Consider the following 17,652-nt stretch of genomic DNA (forward strand, 5'->3'; position numbering starts at 1 on the left):
GGCCGGGCACCGTAGGTGATCGTGCCCGGACGGGCACGCCCGGAACCGTCCGGGCGCCCCCGCGGAGAGGACACGGGCGCACACCGCGCCTCCGTGTACCGGCACGGGCGCCGTGCGCGCCGGGCGCCCCCTTCGGTCAGGACGGCGGGGAGTGTCCCGTCAGTGGCACAGCCGGGCCTCGTGCTCCGCGTGCCCGCTCGGCTCCAGCTGGAAGGTGCAGTGCTCCACGTCGAAGTGGTCCCCGAGGCAGCCCTGGAGCTCGTGCAGCAGCTTCTCGTGGCCGATGGCGCTGAGCGCGTCGGACCCGACGACCACGTGCGCGGAGAGCACCGGCAGACCCGAGGTGATCGTCCAGGCGTGCAGGTCGTGCACGTCCTCCACGCCGTCCAGCTCCAGAATGTGCTCCCGCACCTCGTTCATGTCGACGTTCTTCGGGGCCGCCTCCAACAGCACGTCGAGCGTCTCGCGCAGCAGCCGGAAGGTGCGCGGCACGATCAGCAGGCCGATGAGGAGGGAGGCGACGGGGTCGGCGGCCTGCCAGCCGGTGAGCAGGATCACCGCCGCCGAGATCATGACGGCCACCGAGCCGAGCGCGTCCGCGGCCACCTCCAGGAAGGCACCGCGCACGTTCAGGCTCTCCTTCTGGCCGCGCATCAGCAGCATGAGGGAGATCGAGTTCGCCACCAGGCCGATCGCGCCGAACACGATCATCAGCCCGCCGTTGGTGGGCGCCGGGGTGAGGAACCGCTGGACCGCCTCGTAGAGCACATAGCTGCCGACGCCGAGCAGCAGCAGGCAGTTGGCGAGCGCGGCGAGGATCTCCGCGCGGGCGTAGCCGAAGGTGCGGTTCCCGCTCGGCGGCCGGTTGGCGAAGTGGATGGCCAGCAGCGCCATACCGAGGCCGAGGGCGTCGGTGGCCATGTGGGCGGCGTCCGCGACCAGCGCCAGCGAGTCCGCGAGCAGGCCGCCGACGATCTCCACCACCATCACGGTGAGCGTGATCGACAGTGCGATGCGCAGTGTGCCGCGGTGCGCGGCGCCCGCCGTGCCGCCTGCTCCTGCGCCGTGCGCGTGCCCGTGGTCGTGACCGGCCCCCATGGGATGACCGCCCTTTCCGTATTGCCTCCGGGATCACAGTGAACTACGGGTGGGGGGTATGGGGCAACGCGGCACTGAACACCGTTGTCATGTGCTCTGACCTGCGCAAACGAACCGCAGGTCAGGGCGCGCGGACGACTCGGGCACCGGGGTGCGGCAGCCGGCCCCGCACACCGAGGCGACCCTTCGGTGATCAGTCATGTCATGGCCGTCCAGCCCATGCCGGGGCCGGATGTGACGAATGCCCGATCTGGTGCGGAGTTTGTGACCCGGCGGCCGGATCACCCATGATGATCGCGGCGAAGGCTGCGGCAGACCACGTCGATCAGGCCGGTGAACGGGCGGTGAACGTGGGCTTCCCGCCATCCGATAGCCTCTGCCGACATGCCGCCCGGGTGCCACAGGCAGGCGGGGCCTCTATATGCACATGACCGGCGCGGGCGCGTCGGCCCCTCAGGGAGTGAGTTCGTTGTCGACCGCCATCCTGACCGGTCAGCCGGTCCCCGGATCGTCGATCGAGGGCGATCTGCGGTCCCTCGGATTCGACGTGCGGGTCGCCTCCGACGGCACCGACGCCGAGACGCTGCTCGCCCAGGTGCCCGGTGACCAGCGGGTCGCCATCGTCGATGCCCGGTTCGTCGGGCATCTGCACGCGCTGCGACTGGGCCTGACCGACCCCCGTTTCCCGCTCGCCGCCGTGCCCGGCGCGATGGCCGCCCGCCCGGCCGGCCGCCAGGCGCTGACCCGCGCGATGGCCCGCGAGAACTCCGCCGGCGGCAGCACCGCGGTCGCCGTGGCCGGCCTCGCCGACCGGATCTCCGAAGCCCTGGACGCCGACGGCTCCGAGGTGCACCGCCCCGTGCTCGGCACCCTCGTCGCCGCCGTACCCGAGGACCCCCAGACCCGCAACGAGGCACGCCAGGCCGTGGCCGCCGTCGACGACGAGGCCGTCCGCCTGAAGTCGGCCGTCAAAGCCCGCGACGGCTTCTTCACCACCTTCTGCATCAGCCCGTACTCGCGCTACGTCGCCCGCTGGTGCGCCCGCCGAGGGCTGACCCCCAACCAGGTCACCACGGTCTCCCTGCTCACCGCGCTCATAGCCGCGAGCTGCGCCGCCACCGGCACCCGCGGCGGCTTCGTCGCCGCCGGCGTGCTGCTCATCGCCTCGTTCGTACTGGACTGCGCCGACGGCCAGCTGGCCCGCTACTCGCTTCAGTACTCCACCCTCGGCGCCTGGCTGGACGCCACCTTCGACCGGGCCAAGGAGTACGCCTACTACGCCGGCCTCGCGCTGGGCGCCGCCCGCGGCGGCGACGACGTCTGGGCCCTGGCCCTGGGCGCCATGATCCTTCAGACCTGCCGGCATGTGGTCGACTTCTCCTTCAACGAGGCGAACGCCGGAGACACGGACGCCACCGCCAACACCAGCCCCACCGCCGCGCTCTCCGACAAGCTGGACAGCGTCGGCTGGACGGTCTGGGTACGCCGGATGATCGTTCTGCCCATCGGCGAGCGCTGGGCGATGATCGCGGTCCTGACGGCGGTCACGACCCCCAGGATCACGTTCTACGTCCTGCTCGCCGGCTGCGCCCTCGCGGCGACGTACACCACGGCGGGCCGCGTCCTGCGGTCCGTGACGCGCAAGGCGCGGCGCACCGACCGGGCGGCGCAGGCGCTGGCGGACCTCGCGGACAACGGACCGATCGCCGACCTCGTCGCCAGGCTGCGCGATCCCAATACCCGCTGGTACCTCAGCTCCCCGCTGCTGCGTGCCCTGGCCGGCGTGGTGATCCTCGCCGCCGGCCTGTACTCCGGCCTGCCCTTCGTGGGCGCCGCCTTCTACGTCGTCTTCGCGGGCCTGGCCCTCTCCCAGCCCCTCAAGGGCCCCCTCGACTGGCTCGTCCCCCCGCTGTTCCGCGCCGCCGAATACGTCACCGTGCTGGTGCTGGCGGCCAGAGCGGAGGTGAACGGAGCCCTTCCTGCGGCTTTCGGCCTGGTGGCGGCCGTCGCCTACCATCACTACGACACGGTGTACCGCATCCGCGGCAACGCCGGAGCGCCGCCGGTCTGGCTGGTGCGCGCCCTCGGCGGGCAGGAGGGGCGCACGCTGCTCGTCACCGTGCTGGCCGCGGTGCTCACCGCCTCGCAATTCCAGGTCGCGCTCACGGTCCTCGCCGTGGTCGTCGCCCTGCTGGTGCTCACCGAGAGCATCCGTTTCTGGGTGGCCTCTCATCTGAGGGGCGCGCCCGCAGTACACGACGAAGGAGAACCCGCATGATCGGCCTCGTGCTGGCGGCCGGCGCCGGACGGCGCCTGCGCCCCTACACCGACACCCTGCCCAAGGCGCTGGTGCCGGTGGGGCCCGACGGCGCGGAGGACGGCCCCACGGTCCTGGACCTCACCCTCGGCAACTTCGCCGAGGTCGGCCTGACGGAGGCCGCGATCATCGTCGGCTACCGCAAGGAGGCCGTGTACGAGCGCAAGGCGGCCCTGGAGCGGAAGTACGGCCTGAAGCTCACTCTGATCGACAACGACAAGGCCGAGGAGTGGAACAACGCCTACTCCCTGTGGTGCGGCCGTGACGCCCTCAAGGACGGCGTGATCCTCGCCAACGGCGACACCGTCCACCCGGTCTCCGTCGAGAAGACCCTGCTCGCCGCCCGCGGCGACGGCAAGAAGATCATCCTCGCCCTGGACACGGTGAAGTCGCTGGCCGACGAGGAGATGAAGGTCGTCGCCGACGCCGACCGCGGTGTGCGGCGGATCACCAAGCTCATGGACCCGGCCGAGGCCACCGGCGAGTACATCGGCGTCACCCTCATCGAGGGCGACGCGGCCCCCGAGCTGGCCGACGCGCTGAAGGTCACCTTCGAGCGGGACCCGCAGCTGTACTACGAGGACGGCTACCAGGAGCTCGTCAACCGCGGCTTCACGATCGACGTGGCACCGATCGGCGACGTCAAGTGGGTCGAGATCGACAACCACGACGACCTCGCCAAGGGACGTGGAATCGCGTGCCTGTACTGACCCGGCTCATTCCGTCGCCGGTCGCTGTCGACATCCGCCGGGGCGCGCTCGACGACCTGGCCGTGATCCTCTCCGACGAGCGGATCTCGCCGTCGGGACGACTGGCCTTCGCCATCAGCAACGGCTCCGGCCGGGTACTGCGCGAGCGGTTCGATTCGGCCTTCCCGGGCGCCGACTGGTTCGAGGACGCCGACGGGACCATCGACGGTGCGGTCAGGCTCGCCGACTCCATCAAGAAGGCCGGCCGCTACGACGCGGTGGTCGGCCTCGGCGGCGGCAAGGTCATCGACTGCGCCAAGTACGCGGCGGCCCGCGTGGGCCTGCCGCTGGTCGCGGTGGCCACCAACCTGGCCAACGACGGGCTGTGCTCGCCGGTCGCCACGCTGGACAACGACGCGGGCCGGGGCTCGTACGGCGTGCCCAACCCGATCGGCATCGTCATCGACCTCGATGTGATTCGCGAGGCACCGGTGCGCTTCGTGAGTGCCGGCATCGGCGACGTGATCTGCAAGATCTCCGCCGTGGCCGACTGGGAACTGTCGCACCGCGAGACCGGGGAGAAGATCGACGGCCTCGCCGCCGCGATGGCCCGACAGGCGGCCGAGGCCGTGCTGCGGCACCCCGGCGGCATCGGCGACGACCCGTTCCTGACGACGCTCTCCGAGTCCCTGGTCCTGTGCGGCATCTCCATGTCGGTGGCCGGGGACAGCCGTCCGGCGTCGGGTGCCTGCCACGAGATCAGCCACGCGTTCGACCTCCGGTTCCCCAAGCGCAACGCGCTCCACGGCGAGCAGTGCGGCCTCGGCGGCGCGTTCGCCACGTATCTGCGGGGCGACGTGGAGACGGCCGGACAGATGGCCGAGGTGCTGCGCCGGCACGGGCTGCCGGTGCTGCCCAAGGACATCGGCTTCACGGTGGACGAGTTCGTCCGGGTCGTCGAGTTCGCCCCGGAGACCCGGCCCGGCCGCTACACGATCCTCGAACACCTCGACCTCAAGACCGACCAGATCAAGGACATCTACGCCGACTATGTCAAGGCCATCGGTAGCTGAACTGAGACCGGTCGTCCATCCGTCAGGGGTGAAGGACCGGCGCAGCGGAGAGCACTGGGCGGGACGCCTCTACATGCGCGAGGTGTCCCTGCGGGTGGACCGCTACCTGGTGGGCACCAGGGTCACGCCCAACCAGCTCACGTACCTGATGACCGTCTTCGGCGTCCTCGCGGCCCCGGCCCTGCTGGTGCCGGGGATCGCGGGCGCCGTGCTCGGCGTGCTGATGGTCCAGCTCTACCTGCTGCTGGACTGCGTCGACGGCGAGATCGCCCGCTGGAAGCAGCAGTTCTCGCTGGGCGGGGTCTACCTGGACCGGGTCGGGGCCTATCTCACCGACGCCGCCGTCCTGGTCGGGCTCGGGCTGCGCGCCGCCGACCTGTGGGGTCCCGGGCGCATCGACTGGCTGTGGGCCTTCCTCGGGACCCTGGCCGCTCTCGGCGCGATCCTGATCAAGGCCGAGACCGACCTCGTCGGCGTGGCCCGCCACCAGGGCGGGCTGCCGCCGGTCCAGGAGAGCGCGGCCGAACCGCGCTCGTCGGGCATGGCGCTGGCCCGCCGGGCCGCCGCGGCGCTCAAGTTCCACCGGCTGATCCTCGGTATCGAGGCGTCCCTGCTGATCCTGGTCCTCGCGATCGCCGACACGATCAGGGGCGACCTGTTCTTCACCCGGCTCGGCACGGCCGTGCTCGCCGGCATCGCGCTGCTCCAGACCCTGCTGCACCTGGTGTCCATCCTCGTCTCCAGCAGGCTGAGGTGAGCGGCGTGACCTCTGCGAACGCACCGCTCAAGGTCGGCGCCGTCATCATCACCATGGGCAACCGGCCCGAGGAGCTGCGGGCCCTGCTCGACTCGGTCGCCAAGCAGGACGGCGACCGAGTCGAGGTGGTGGTCGTCGGCAACGGCTCGCCCGTCCCGGACGTCGCAGAGTTCTCGTCGGTTGTACGGACCGTCGAGCTGCCGGAGAACCTCGGCATCCCCGGCGGCCGCAACGTCGGCATCGAGGCCTTCGGCCCGGCCGGCGGCGACGTCGACATCCTGCTCTTCCTCGACGACGACGGCCTGCTCGCCCGGAACGACACCGCCGAGTTGTGCCGCCAGGCCTTCGCCGCCGACGACCGGCTCGGCATCGTCAGCTTCCGCATCGCCGACCCGGACACCGGCGTCACCCAGCGCCGCCACGTGCCGCGGCTGCGCGCCGCCGACCCGATGCGCTCCTCCCGGGTCACCACCTTCCTGGGCGGCGCGAACGCCGTCCGCACCAAGGTCTTCGCGGAAGTCGGCGGCCTGCCGGACGAATTCTTCTACGCGCACGAGGAAACCGACCTGGCATGGCGGGCCCTCGACGCGGGCTGGATGATCGACTACCGGTCCGACATGGTGCTGTACCACCCGACGACCGCGCCTTCGCGGCACGCGGTCTACCACCGCATGGTCGCCCGCAACCGGGTCTGGCTGGCCCGCCGCAACCTCCCGGTGCTCCTCGTCCCGGTCTACCTTGGGGTGTGGCTGCTGCTCACCCTCGCCCGCCGCCCTTCGCGTCCGGCCCTGAGGGCCTGGTTCGGCGGCTTCCGGGAGGGCTGGACCACACCCTGCGGCCCGCGCCGGCCCATGAAGTGGCGTACGGTGTGGCGACTCACCCGACTGGGCCGGCCGCCGGTCATCTGACAAGATCGTTCCCCCGAGTACGCGGCACCACCCAGCCGGTGCTCGAGCCACGGCCGTACATCCGCACTGGCAGCGCATCTCGAAGACGAAAGTTTCCACTTGTGAGTGAGACAACGCATGACGGCGGCGTCGCCCTCGGCGCGGCTCCGTCGCCCGACGAGGGTCTTACCCCGGTCCAGCTTGCCGACAAGTACGGGCTGTCCGTCAGCGGCGCCCGGCCCCCGCTCGGGGCGTACATCCGGCAGCTGTGGGGGCGGCGCCACTTCATCCTGGCCTTCTCCCAGGCGAAGCTGACCGCCCAGTACAGCCAGGCCAAGCTCGGCCAGCTCTGGCAGGTGGCGACACCGCTGCTGAACGCCGCGGTGTACTACTTCATCTTCGGCATCATCATCAAGGCCACCCGGGGACTCGACCAGGCGACGTACATCCCGTTCCTGGTGACCGGGGTGTTCGTGTTCACCTTCACCCAGACCTCGGTCATGGCCGGTGTCCGCGCCATCTCCGGCAACCTGGGTCTGGTGCGCGCGCTGCACTTCCCGCGCGCCTCGCTGCCGATCTCGTTCGCGCTCCAGCAGCTCCAGCAGTTGCTGTACTCGATGATCGTGCTGTTCCTCGTGGTCATCGCCTTCGGCAGCTACCCGCGCCTGTCCTGGCTGCTGATCGTGCCGGCGCTGGCGCTGCAGTTCCTGTTCAACACCGGGCTGGCGCTGATCATGGCCCGGCTGGGCTCCAAGACCCCCGACCTCGCCCAGCTCATGCCGTTCGTCACGCGGACCTGGATGTACGCGTCGGGCGTGATGTTCTCCCTCAGCGGCATGCTCGCAGGGAAGCCGGACTGGGTCATCCGGCTGATGCAGGTCAACCCCGCCGCCATCTACATGGACCTGATCCGCTTCGCGCTGATCGACGGCTACGGCTCCTCGCACCTGCCGCCGCACGTCTGGGCCGGCGCCCTCGGCTGGGCCGTGCTCGTCTTCGTCGGTGGCTTCGTGTACTTCTGGAAGGCGGAGGAGAGGTACGGCCGTGGCTGACCAGGACCACCACATGCGCGACGCCGGGCGGGTGCCCACCGTGATCGCGGACGAGCTGCACATCGTCTACCGCGTCAACGGCGCCAAGTCCGGCAAGGGCAGCGCCACCGCCGCGCTCAGCCGCATCCTCAAGCGGGGCTCCGACGACACGGCGCGGGGCGTGCGCAAGGTGCACGCCGTCAAGGGCGTCTCCTTCGTCGCCTACCGCGGCGAGGCGATCGGCCTGATCGGCTCCAACGGCTCCGGCAAGTCCACGCTGCTGCGCGCCATCGCCGGCCTGCTGCCCGCTGAGAGGGGCCGGGTCTACACCGACGGCCAGCCCTCGCTGCTCGGCGTGAACGCGGCGCTGATGAACGACCTCACCGGCGAGCGCAACGTCATCCTGGGCGGACTGGCCATGGGCATGTCGCGCGAGCAGATCAAGGAGCGCTACGAGGGGATCGTCGACTTCTCCGGCATCAACGAGAAGGGCGACTTCATCACCCTGCCGATGCGCACGTACTCCTCCGGCATGGCGGCCCGGCTGCGCTTCTCCATCGCCGCCGCCAAGGACCACGACGTCCTCATGATCGACGAGGCGCTGGCCACCGGCGACCGCAAGTTCCAGACGCGCTCCGAAGCGCGCATCCGGGAGCTGCGCAAGGAGGCCGGCACGGTGTTCCTGGTCAGCCACAACAACAAGTCGATCCGCGACACCTGCGACCGGGTGCTGTGGCTGGAGCGCGGCGAACTGCGCATGGACGGCCCCACCGAAGCGGTGCTCAAGGAGTACGAGAAGTTCACGGGCAAGTAGCCCGCAGGCGCCAGGGCCCCGCCGGAACGCGTCCGGTGGGGCCCCTCGTCCGCAAAGGATGTGTCAACTCGCGCCGTCTTGAGGAATCTTGACACCAATCGGTGTGTTGTTGTGATGTGCGGGACACCCCCCGCGCGGCACGCTGCGTTGTACAACGTAAGCTGTACCGGTCCCGGAAAGCGGCAAGTGGGGAGATAATGCGCGACACCCTCCGCCGACGCCGCCCCGCGGACGGCCGGGCGGCGTGTCCGAAATAGTGTGTCTTGGGTCGGCAGTGTAGAACGGGAGATGTGACGGCAATGGCTACGGAAACTCCCCAGCTCAACGCAGCAGGTGCCGTCCCCGTGCCGGACAGTGGACGATGACGCGAACGCCGACGGCGCGCGACCCCGAGCGCGCCACCCTCGACAAGGCCGCGGGTGAGAACTTCCCCGTGGCGCCGTTCTTCCTGCCCAGAGCCTGGCGCGTCGACCTGATGGCCGTCTACGGCTTCGCCCGCCTCGTCGACGACATCGGCGACGGCGACCTGGCCCCCGGCGGCGCGGACGCCCGGCTGCTGGGCGTGTCGCCCGGCGAGGCCGAGGACCGACTGGTCCTCCTCGACGCCTTCGAGGCCGATCTGCGCCGGGTCTTCGACGGCACCCCGCGCCATCCCCTGCTGCGCCGGCTTCAGCCCACCGTCCGCCGCAGATCACTGAGCCCCGAGCCGTTCCTCGGCCTGATCGCCGCCAATCGCCAGGACCAGCTCGTCACGCGGTACGAGACCTACGACGACCTCCTCGCCTACTGCGAACTGTCCGCCAACCCCGTCGGCCGCCTCGTCCTCGCCGTCACCGGTACCTCGACCCCCGAGCGGATCCGCCGTTCCGACGCCGTCTGCACCGCCCTGCAGATCGTCGAGCACCTCCAGGACGTCAGGGAGGACCTCGGACGCGACCGCATCTATCTGCCCGCCGCCGACATGAAACGTTTCCACGTGCAGGAGTCTGATCTCGCCGCGCCCACCGCAGGCGCATCGGTGCGCGCACTCGTCGCGTACGAAGCGGAACGCGCCCGCGGTCTGCTGAATGAAGGCGCCCCCCTGGTGGGTAGCGTCCACGGCAGGTTGAAGCTGCTGCTCGCGGGGTTCGTGGCGGGGGGAAGGGCGGCGGTCCACGCGATCGCCGCCGCCGAATACGACGTACTTCCCGGCCCGCCCAAGCCCGGCAAGACCCGGTTGCTGCGCGAGGTGGGCCTGACTCTGCGAGGAGAGGGGTGATCCGGGCCGTGGAGTCGGAACAGCACGTGTCCGCGCCGGTACTCGCCGCCTACAGCTACTGCGAGGCCGTCACCGGACAGCAGGCCCGCAACTTCGCCTACGGCATCAGACTGCTGCCGACGGCCAAGCGGCGGGCGATGTCGGCGCTGTACGCGCTCTCCCGGCGCGTCGACGACATCGGCGACGGAACGCTGGCCCACGATGTGAAGATCACCCGTCTGGAGGACACCCGGGCGCTGCTCGGCCGGGTCCGCGACGGCGCGGTCGAGGACGACGACACCGACCCCGTGGCCGTCGCCCTCAGCCACGCCGCCCGGATCTTCCCGATCCCGCTCGGCGGCCTGGACGAACTCATCGACGGCGTCCTGATGGACGTCCGCGGCGAGACGTACGAGACCTGGGAGGACCTGAAGGCCTACTGCCGCTGCGTGGCCGGGGCCATCGGACGGCTCTCCCTCGGCGTGTTCGGTACCGAGCCGGGGGCGCGCGGCGCCGAACGCGCTCCCGAGTACGCCGACACGCTCGGGCTCGCGTTGCAGCTGACCAACATCCTCAGAGACGTCCGCGAGGACGCCGAGGGCGGCCGCACCTACCTGCCCGCCGACGACCTCGCCAAGTTCGGCTGCTCGGCCGGGTTCCACGGGCCGACGCCGCCGGAGGGCTCCGACTTCGCGGGCCTGGTGCACTTCGAGGTGCGGCGGGCCCGTGCCCTGTTCGCCGAGGGCTACCGGCTGCTGCCTCTGCTGGACCGGCGCAGCGGCGCGTGCGTCGCCGCCATGGCCGGCATCTACCGCCGGCTGCTCGACCGCATCGAGCGCGACCCGGAGGCCGTGCTGCGCGGCCGGGTCTCGCTGCCCGGACACGAGAAGGCGTACGTCGCCGTGCGCGGCCTGTCCGGCCTCGACGCCCGGTACGTGTCCCGGCAGACCGTCAGGAGGCGTGCCTGATGGTGATGTCACCGCACGATGAGGCCACCGGCGAGAAACGGCGGGCAACCCTCCGATGCCGGGCGGCGTCCCTGACGGCAACGGTCGCCCGCGAGGCACCCGCTCACCGCGGCGGACGCACAGGGGAGGGCGCACGATGACCGACGGCACACGGCGGGACGGACCGCTCACGGACGCCTCGGGACCGGCCGGACGGCATGCCGTGGTGGTCGGCGGCGGCCTGGCCGGCCTCACCGCCGCGCTCGCGCTCGCCGACGCCGGAATGCGCGTGACGCTGCTGGAGGGCAGACCCCGCCTGGGCGGGCTCGCCTTCTCCTTCCAGCGCGGCGACCTCACCATCGACAACGGACAGCACGTCTACCTGCGTTGCTGCACCGCCTACCGCTGGTTCCTCGACCGGATCGGCGGCGCCGCGCTCGCCCCGCTGCAGGACCGGCTGGAGGTGCCCGTCGTCGACGCCACGAGACCCGAGGGCCGGCGGCTCGGCACACTGCGGCGCGACGCGCTGCCCGTACCCCTGCACCTGGGGCGCAGCCTCGCCACCTACCCGCACCTCTCGCTCGCCGAGCGGGTCCGGGTGGGCCGCGCCGCGCTCGCGCTCAAGGGACTCGACCTCACCGATCCGGCCCTGGACGCACGGGACTTCGGCAGCTGGCTGACCGAGCACGGCCAGTCGGCGCGTGCCGTCGAGGCCCTGTGGGACCTGGTCGGGGTCGCCACGCTCAACGCGGTCGCGCGCGACTCCTCGCTGGGGCTCGCCGCGATGGTGTTCAAGACCGGACTGCTGTCCGACCCGGGCGCGGCCGACATCGGCTGGGCCCGCGTCCCGCTGGGCGAACTGCACGACGGGCTGGCCCGCAGGGCGCTCGACTCCGCGGGCGTGCGTACCGAGGTCCGGACACGCGTCACCTCCGTCTCCCTCAACGGAAACGGGAGCTGGAACGTTCAGCTTCCCGGCGAGAGCCTGGTCGCCGACGCTGTCGTCCTCGCCGTACCGCAGCGCGAGGCGCACGGACTGCTGCCGGCCGGCGCCCTGGACGCGCCGGACCGGCTGCTCAGGATCGGCACCGCGCCGATCCTCAACGCCCACGTCGTCTATGACCGCACGGTGCTCAACGCGCCCTTCTTCGCGGCCATCGGCACACCCGTGCAGTGGGTCTTCGACCGCACCGAGGCGGCCGGCCTGAAGCACGGTCAGTACCTCGCGGTGTCCCAGTCGGTGGCACAGGACGAGATCGACGCGCCGGTCGCCGTGCTGCGCGAGCGCTATCTGCCCGAACTGAGGCGGCTGCTGCCCCGTGCACGCGGTGCCGAGGTGAAGGACTTCTTCGTGACCCGGGAGCGCACGGCGACGTTCGCCCCGGCCCCCGGCGTCGGACGGCTGCGGCCCGGCGCCCGCACCAAGGCCCCCGGCCTGTATCTGGCCGGAGCGTGGACCGCCACAGGGTGGCCCGCGACCATGGAGAGTGCGGTCCGCAGCGGTGTGAAGGCGGCCGAGGCCGCGCTGAGCGCCCTGGGCCGGCCCCGCCCGAGCCGTCTCTTCGCCATCGAGGAGGCGGCGGCATGACGTTCGATCAGCAGCCCGCGGCGGGCCCCCGCACCTCCGGCACCGCAACAAGAGGAGAGACTGTGCCCACTGTGCCCCCGGCCTCGACGGCCGCTCGGAGGACCGCGGTGGACGTGACCGCGCTTTTGGAGCGCGGCCGGACCCTGGCCACGCCGGTACTGCGGGCGGCCGTCGACCGCCTGGCGCCCCCCATGGACACCGTCGCCGCCTACCACTTCGGCTGGATCGACGCCCTGGGCAACCCGGCCCGCGGGGACGGCGGCAAGGCCGTGCGCCCCGCCCTGGCCGTGCTCTCCGCCGAGGTCACCGGGGCCGCGCCCGAGGCCGGTGTGCCCGGCGCGGTCGCCGTGGAGCTCGTCCACAACTTCTCCCTGCTGCACGACGACCTGATGGACGGCGACGAACAGCGCCGCCACCGCGACACGGTCTGGAAGGTGCACGGCCCCGCCCAGGCCATCCTGGTCGGCGACGCGTTGTTCGCCCTGGCCAACGAGGTGCTGCTGGAGCTGGGCACGGCCGAGGCCGGCCGCGCCGCCCGCCGGCTGACCACCGCCACCCGCGCCCTGATCGACGGTCAGGCGCAGGACATCTCCTACGAGCATCGTGACCGGGTCAGCGTCGCGGAGTGCCTGGAGATGGAGGGCAACAAGACCGGTGCCCTGCTCGCCTGCGCCTCCTCCGTCGGCGCGGTCCTCGGCGGCGCGGACGACCGCACGGCCGACACGCTGGAGAAGTACGGGTACCACCTCGGTCTGGCCTTCCAGGCCGTCGACGACCTCCTCGGCATCTGGGGCGACCCGGAGGCCACCGGCAAGCAGACCTGGAGCGATCTGCGCCAGCGCAAGAAGTCCCTGCCGGTCGTGGCCGCGCTCGCGGCGGGCGGCCCGGCCTCCGAGCGGCTCGGCGAGATCCTCGCCGCCGACGCCAAGAGCAGCGACTTCGCGAACTTCTCCGAGGAGGAGTTCGCGGCCCGCGCCGCCCTCATCGAGGAGGCGGGCGGCCGGGAGTGGACGGCCGAGGAGGCGCGCCGTCAGCACACCATCGCCATCGAAGCCCTCGACGCCGTCGGTATGCCCGAGCAGGTACGGGCCGCGTTCACGGCGCTCGCCGACTTCGTCGTCGTACGAAAGAGATGATCACTATCGGTCGAACCAGCCTCGCGTAGTCGCCGGCCGGTGCAGCAAGGAGGTTTCAGGCACCGGCCGACGGCGGACCCACAGCAGCACGACTTGGACGACTGCACGAAGGGGAAGCCATGACAGCGACGACCGACGGAAGCACCGGGGCGACACTGCCGTCCCGCGCTGCCGCGGCCAGTGAAACCGTACTCAGCACCCCCGAGGCGGCCGGGGTACAAGAAGCCGCCGCGGCCGCCGTCAGGCGGGCCACCGACTTCCTGCTTGCCCAGCAGGACGCCGAGGGCTGGTGGAAGGGCGACCTCGAGACGAACGTCACCATGGACGCCGAGGACCTGCTGCTGCGCCAGTTCCTGGGCATCCTGGACGAGGACACCACCCGGGCCGCCGCGTTGTTCATCCGCGGCGAGCAACGCGAGGACGGCACCTGGGCCACCTTCTACGGCGGCCCGGGCGAACTCTCCACCACCATCGAGGCCTACGTCGCCCTCCGGCTGGCCGGCGACGCGCCGGACGAGCCCCACATGGCCCGGGCCTCCGCCTGGATCCGCGCGCGGGGCGGCATCGCGGCCTCTCGCGTCTTCACCCGCATCTGGCTGGCCCTGTTCGGCTGGTGGAAGTGGGAGGACCTGCCCGAACTGCCGCCCGAACTCATCTGGTTCCCCAAGTGGTTCCCGCTCAACATCTACAACTTCGGGTGCTGGGCGCGGCAGACGATCGTGCCCCTGACCGTCGTCTCGGCCAAGCGCCCGGTGCGTCCGGCCCCGTTCCCGCTCGACGAGCTGCACACCGACCCCGGCAGTCCCCGTCCGCCGCGACCGCTCGCCCCGGCCAGAACCTGGGACGGCCTGTTCCAGCGGCTCGACATGGTGGTGCGCGGCTACCGTTCCGTCGCCGTGCGCAGAGTGCGCGAGGCCGCCCTGAACTCGGCCGCCCGCTGGATCATCGAGCGGCAGGAGAACGACGGCTGCTGGGGCGGCATCCAGCCGCCGGCCGTGTACTCGGTCATCGCCCTGTACCTGCTCGGCTACGACCTCGAGCACCCGGTGATGCGGGCCGGCCTCGAGTCGCTGGACCGTTACGCCGTGCGGCGCGAGGACGGCGCCCGCATGATCGAGGCCTGCCAGTCGCCGGTGTGGGACACCTGCCTGGCCACCATCGCGCTCGCCGACGCCGGACTGCCCGCCGACCACCCCCAGTTGGTCAAGGCCGCCGACTGGATGCTGGGCGAGCAGATCGTCCGGCCCGGCGACTGGTCGGTACGCCGTCCCGGACTGCCGCCGGGCGGCTGGGCGTTCGAGTTCCACAACGACAACTACCCCGACATCGACGACACCGCCGAGGTCGTCCTCGCCCTGCGCCGGGTCAGGCACCACGACCCGGAGCGGATGGACAACGCCATCGGGCGCGGGGTGCGCTGGAACCTCGGGATGCAGTCGAAGAACGGCGCCTGGGGAGCCTTCGACGTCGACAACACCAGCCCCTTCCCCAACCGGCTGCCGTTCTGCGACTTCGGCGAGGTGATCGACCCGCCGTCGGCGGACGTCACCGCGCACGTCGTGGAGATGCTCGCCGCCGAGGGCATGACCCACGACCCCCGCACCCGGCGCGGCATCGAGTGGCTGCTGGCCGAACAGGAGCCGGACGGCTCGTGGTTCGGCCGCTGGGGCGTCAACTACCTCTACGGCACCGGGTCCGTGGTACCCGCCCTGACGGCCGCCGGCCTGCCCGGCTCCCACCCGGCCGTCCGCCGCGCGGTGACCTGGCTGGAGAGCGTGCAGAACGACGACGGCGGCTGGGGCGAGGATCTGCGCTCCTACCGGTACGTCAAGGAGTGGAGCGGCAAGGGCGCCTCCACGGCCTCGCAGACCGCCTGGGCCCTGCTCGCCCTGCTCGCGGCGGGGGAGAAGGACTCCAAGGCCGTCGAGCGCGGCGTCGAGTGGCTCGCGGCCACCCAGCGGGAGGACGGCTCCTGGGACGAGCCGTACTTCACCGGCACCGGCTTCCCGTGGGACTTCTCCATCAACTACCACCTGTACCGGCAGGTCTTCCCGCTCACCGCGCTCGGCCGGTACGTGCACGGCGAGCCCTTCGCCGGGCGCCGCCCCACCGCCGATCCCCTCGCCGAGCGGCGCGGCGCCGAGGTCAAGGGGAGCTGATGAGCACACGGCCCGGACCGGCTCCGCTGCTGATCGCCTGCGCGCTCGGCATCGAGCGTCTCGCCCTGCGCGCCGGTGACCGCGGCGGAGCCGGCGGGCCGGTCACCGTCCTGCGGACGGGCATGGGACCCAAGGCGGCGGAACGCTCCGTCACCCGGGTCCTCGCCGGCCCGCCGCTGGACCGGGCCGCGGTGCTCGCCACGGGCTTCTGCGCGGGGCTCGCCCCGGGCATGCACCCCGGCGACCTCGTCGTCGCCGAGGAGACCCGGGACCCGCGCGGCACCGTCCCCTGCGTCGGCACCGAACTGCTCGTCAAGGAACTCACCCGCACCCTGCCCGGGCGCACCGTGCACACCGGGCCGCTCACCGGCTCCGACCATGTCGTACGCGGACCCGAGCGGTCCGACCTGTGCGCCACCGGCGCGATCGCGGTCGACATGGAGTCGGCGGCCACGCTCCTGAGCGCCGTGCGCACGGGCGTGCGCCCTGTTGCGGCCGTGCGGGTGGTCGTGGACGCTCCAGAACATGAACTCGTCCGTATCGGTACGGTCCGCGGTGGAATATCAGCCTTCCGCGTTCTTCGTTCCGTCCTGCCGACTTTTTTCGAATGGCACCGTAATGTGCTGCTCCCCAGGAGGTGAGCCAGATGGCCATGCCGCTGCGCCAGTCCGTCAAAGTCGCCACATACTTGGCCGAACAGAAGCTTCGCAGGCGGGACAAGTTCCCGCTGATCGTCGAGCTTGAACCGCTCTTCGCCTGCAACCTCAAGTGCGAGGGCTGCGGCAAGATCCAGCATCCGGCAGGAGTGCTCAAGCAGCGCATGCCCGTCGCCCAGGCGGTGGGAGCGGTACTGGAGTCGGGTGCGCCGATGGTGTCCATCGCGGGCGGCGAGCCCCTGATGCACCCGCAGATCGACGAGATCGTACGGCAGCTGGTGGCCAAGCGGAAGTACGTCTTCCTGTGCACCAACGCGCTGCTGATGCGCAAGAAGATGGACAAGTTCAAGCCGTCCCCCTACTTCGCCTTCGCGGTGCACATCGACGGGCTGCGGGAGCGGCACGACGAGTCGGTGGCGAAGGAGGGCGTGTTCGACGAGGCGGTGGAGGCCATCAAGGAGGCCAAGCGGCGCGGCTTCCGGGTGACCACCAACTCCACCTTCTTCAACACCGACACCCCGCAGACCGTCGTCGAGGTGCTCAACTTCCTCAACGACGACCTCAAGGTCGACGAGATGATGATCTCGCCCGCCTACGCCTACGAGAAGGCACCCGACCAGGAGCACTTCCTGGGCGTGGAGCAGACCCGCGAGCTGTTCAGGAAGGCCTTCGCGGGCGGCAACCGCCGCCGCTGGCGGCTCAACCACTCGCCGCTGTTCCTCGACTTCCTCGAGGGCAAGGTCGACTTCCCGTGCACCGCGTGGGCGATCCCGAACTACTCCCTGTTCGGCTGGCAGCGCCCCTGCTACCTGATGAGCGACGGGTACGTGCCGACGTACCGGGAACTCATCGAGGACACCGACTGGGACAAGTACGGCCGGGGCAAGGACCCGCGGTGCGCCAACTGCATGGCGCACTGCGGCTACGAGCCCACCGCCGTGCTGGCCACCATGGGATCGCTCAAGGAGTCCCTGCGCGCCATGCGCGAGACGGTCTCAGGGAACCGGGACTGACGCCATGGCCGCCATTCCTCTGGGCGTCCCCGAGGTACCGGCCCGGCCGATCGCCGAGCGACGCGTGTCGCGGCAGATCCACGTCGGGCCGGTGGCGGTCGGGGGCGGGGCCCCGGTGTCGGTGCAGTCGATGACGACGACGCGTACGTCGGACGTCGGCGCCACCTTGCAGCAGATCGCGGAGCTGACGGCTTCGGGCTGCCAGATCGTGCGGGTGGCGTGTCCGACGCAGGACGACGCGGACGCGCTG

The 17,652-nt window shown here is 71.3% G+C and carries 17 protein-coding genes; 16 read left to right on the forward strand and 1 reads right to left on the reverse strand.

The window, feature by feature from the left end:
• Positions 1–159: 159 nt before the first annotated feature.
• Entirely contained in the window at positions 160–1,098 is a 939-nt protein-coding gene (locus ACWEK3_RS04185) for a cation diffusion facilitator family transporter (protein ID WP_450543885.1), read from the reverse strand.
• Between the two features lie 469 nt (positions 1,099–1,567).
• Between ACWEK3_RS04185 and ACWEK3_RS04190 the strand changes: the two genes are divergently transcribed.
• The 16 genes from ACWEK3_RS04190 to ACWEK3_RS04265 all read left to right on the forward strand — a co-directional run.
• A complete protein-coding gene (locus ACWEK3_RS04190; RefSeq protein WP_450543883.1) occupies positions 1,568–3,376 on the forward strand; it encodes a DUF5941 domain-containing protein in 1,809 nt (602 codons plus the stop codon).
• Positions 3,373–4,125, forward strand: a complete 753-nt coding sequence (locus ACWEK3_RS04195; protein WP_365425117.1) for a phosphocholine cytidylyltransferase family protein — start codon at positions 3,373–3,375, stop codon at positions 4,123–4,125. Before ACWEK3_RS04190 ends, ACWEK3_RS04195 begins: the two co-directional genes overlap by 4 nt.
• The gene (locus ACWEK3_RS04200) at positions 4,113–5,177 is read left to right on the forward strand and encodes an iron-containing alcohol dehydrogenase family protein (protein ID WP_450543880.1); all 1,065 of its coding nucleotides are present in this window, start codon (positions 4,113–4,115) and stop codon (positions 5,175–5,177) included. Before ACWEK3_RS04195 ends, ACWEK3_RS04200 begins: the two co-directional genes overlap by 13 nt.
• Positions 5,155–5,934, forward strand: coding sequence for a CDP-alcohol phosphatidyltransferase family protein (locus ACWEK3_RS04205; protein ID WP_453248880.1), 780 nt, complete (start codon positions 5,155–5,157; stop codon positions 5,932–5,934). The genes ACWEK3_RS04200 and ACWEK3_RS04205 overlap by 23 nt, the downstream gene beginning before the upstream one ends.
• A 53-nt stretch (positions 5,935–5,987) precedes the next feature.
• On the forward strand, positions 5,988–6,842 hold the full coding sequence (locus ACWEK3_RS04210) for a glycosyltransferase family 2 protein (protein WP_390726221.1): 855 nt from the start codon (positions 5,988–5,990) through the stop codon (positions 6,840–6,842).
• A gap of 101 nt (positions 6,843–6,943) precedes the next feature.
• On the forward strand, positions 6,944–7,873 hold the full coding sequence (locus tag ACWEK3_RS04215; protein ID WP_390874818.1) for an ABC transporter permease: 930 nt from the start codon (positions 6,944–6,946) through the stop codon (positions 7,871–7,873).
• A 13-nt stretch (positions 7,874–7,886) separates the two neighbouring features.
• Positions 7,887–8,666: an ABC transporter ATP-binding protein gene (locus tag ACWEK3_RS04220; RefSeq protein WP_361410521.1), complete on the forward strand. Its 780-nt coding sequence runs from the start codon at positions 7,887–7,889 to the stop codon at positions 8,664–8,666.
• A 361-nt stretch (positions 8,667–9,027) separates the two neighbouring features.
• Complete coding sequence (gene hpnC / locus ACWEK3_RS04225; protein WP_453248881.1) at positions 9,028–9,924, forward strand: squalene synthase HpnC; 897 nt, start codon at positions 9,028–9,030, stop codon at positions 9,922–9,924.
• Entirely contained in the window at positions 9,921–10,871 is a 951-nt protein-coding gene (hpnD, locus tag ACWEK3_RS04230; RefSeq protein WP_361410450.1) for a presqualene diphosphate synthase HpnD, read from the forward strand. The genes hpnC and hpnD overlap by 4 nt, the downstream gene beginning before the upstream one ends.
• Before the next feature lie 5 nt (positions 10,872–10,876).
• Positions 10,877–11,011 carry a DUF6380 family protein gene (locus ACWEK3_RS04235; protein WP_361410524.1) on the forward strand — a complete coding sequence of 45 codons (135 nt, stop codon included), beginning with the start codon at positions 10,877–10,879 and terminating at the stop codon, positions 11,009–11,011.
• Positions 11,008–12,438: a hydroxysqualene dehydroxylase HpnE gene (hpnE, locus tag ACWEK3_RS04240; RefSeq protein ID WP_361410453.1), complete on the forward strand. Its 1,431-nt coding sequence runs from the start codon at positions 11,008–11,010 to the stop codon at positions 12,436–12,438. Before ACWEK3_RS04235 ends, hpnE begins: the two co-directional genes overlap by 4 nt.
• 71 nt (positions 12,439–12,509) lie before the next feature.
• The gene (locus ACWEK3_RS04245) at positions 12,510–13,574 is read left to right on the forward strand and encodes a polyprenyl synthetase family protein (RefSeq protein ID WP_384433624.1); all 1,065 of its coding nucleotides are present in this window, start codon (positions 12,510–12,512) and stop codon (positions 13,572–13,574) included.
• Positions 13,575–13,693: 119 nt separating this feature from the next.
• Positions 13,694–15,733 (forward strand): squalene--hopene cyclase, encoded by a 2,040-nt coding sequence (gene shc / locus ACWEK3_RS04250; protein ID WP_453248882.1) that lies wholly within the window; start codon positions 13,694–13,696, stop codon positions 15,731–15,733.
• Positions 15,733–16,374: a phosphorylase family protein gene (locus ACWEK3_RS04255; protein ID WP_450543868.1), complete on the forward strand. Its 642-nt coding sequence runs from the start codon at positions 15,733–15,735 to the stop codon at positions 16,372–16,374. The genes shc and ACWEK3_RS04255 overlap by 1 nt, the downstream gene beginning before the upstream one ends.
• A 5-nt stretch (positions 16,375–16,379) precedes the next feature.
• Complete coding sequence (gene hpnH / locus ACWEK3_RS04260; RefSeq protein WP_390726211.1) at positions 16,380–17,402, forward strand: adenosyl-hopene transferase HpnH; 1,023 nt, start codon at positions 16,380–16,382, stop codon at positions 17,400–17,402.
• 4 nt (positions 17,403–17,406) lie between these two features.
• Positions 17,407–17,652 (forward strand): flavodoxin-dependent (E)-4-hydroxy-3-methylbut-2-enyl-diphosphate synthase (locus tag ACWEK3_RS04265; RefSeq protein ID WP_453248883.1); only part of this gene is annotated, 246 nt, incomplete at its 3' end.

The sequence above is a fragment of the Streptomyces sp. NPDC004721 genome (assembly GCF_053601495.1).